This window comes from Shewanella electrica, assembly GCF_022321485.1.
Lineage (GTDB): Bacteria > Pseudomonadota > Gammaproteobacteria > Enterobacterales > Shewanellaceae > Shewanella > Shewanella electrica.
This window is the reverse complement of sequence record NZ_JAKOGG010000468.1, coordinates 1-257: the sequence shown is the minus strand read 5'-3', so window position 1 is coordinate 257 and position 257 is coordinate 1. Positions and strand designations below refer to the sequence as shown.

At 67.3% G+C, this 257-nt stretch carries 1 protein-coding gene; it reads left to right on the top strand.

The genetic code is table 11. The features are described from left to right. On the top strand, nucleotides 1–257 hold a 257-nt coding region (locus tag L9G74_RS24405; RefSeq protein WP_500142679.1), incomplete at both ends, for an expansin C-terminal domain-related protein.

The following is a 257-nucleotide window of genomic DNA, read 5'->3' as shown; positions in this document are numbered from 1 at the left end:
CAACGGGCACTCCTACTTCAACCTGGTTCTTGTGACCAACGTGGCCGGCCCAGGCGACGTGCAGTCCGTGTCGATCAAGGGGTCCAGCACCGGGTGGCAGCCCATGTCCCGCAACTGGGGCCGGAACTGGCAGAGCAACTCCTACCTCGACGGCCAGAGCCTCTCCTTCCAGGTCGCCGTCAGCGACGGCCGCACCGTCACCAGCAACAACGTCGTGCCGGCCGGCTGGCAGTTCGGCCAGACCTTCGAGGGCGGCC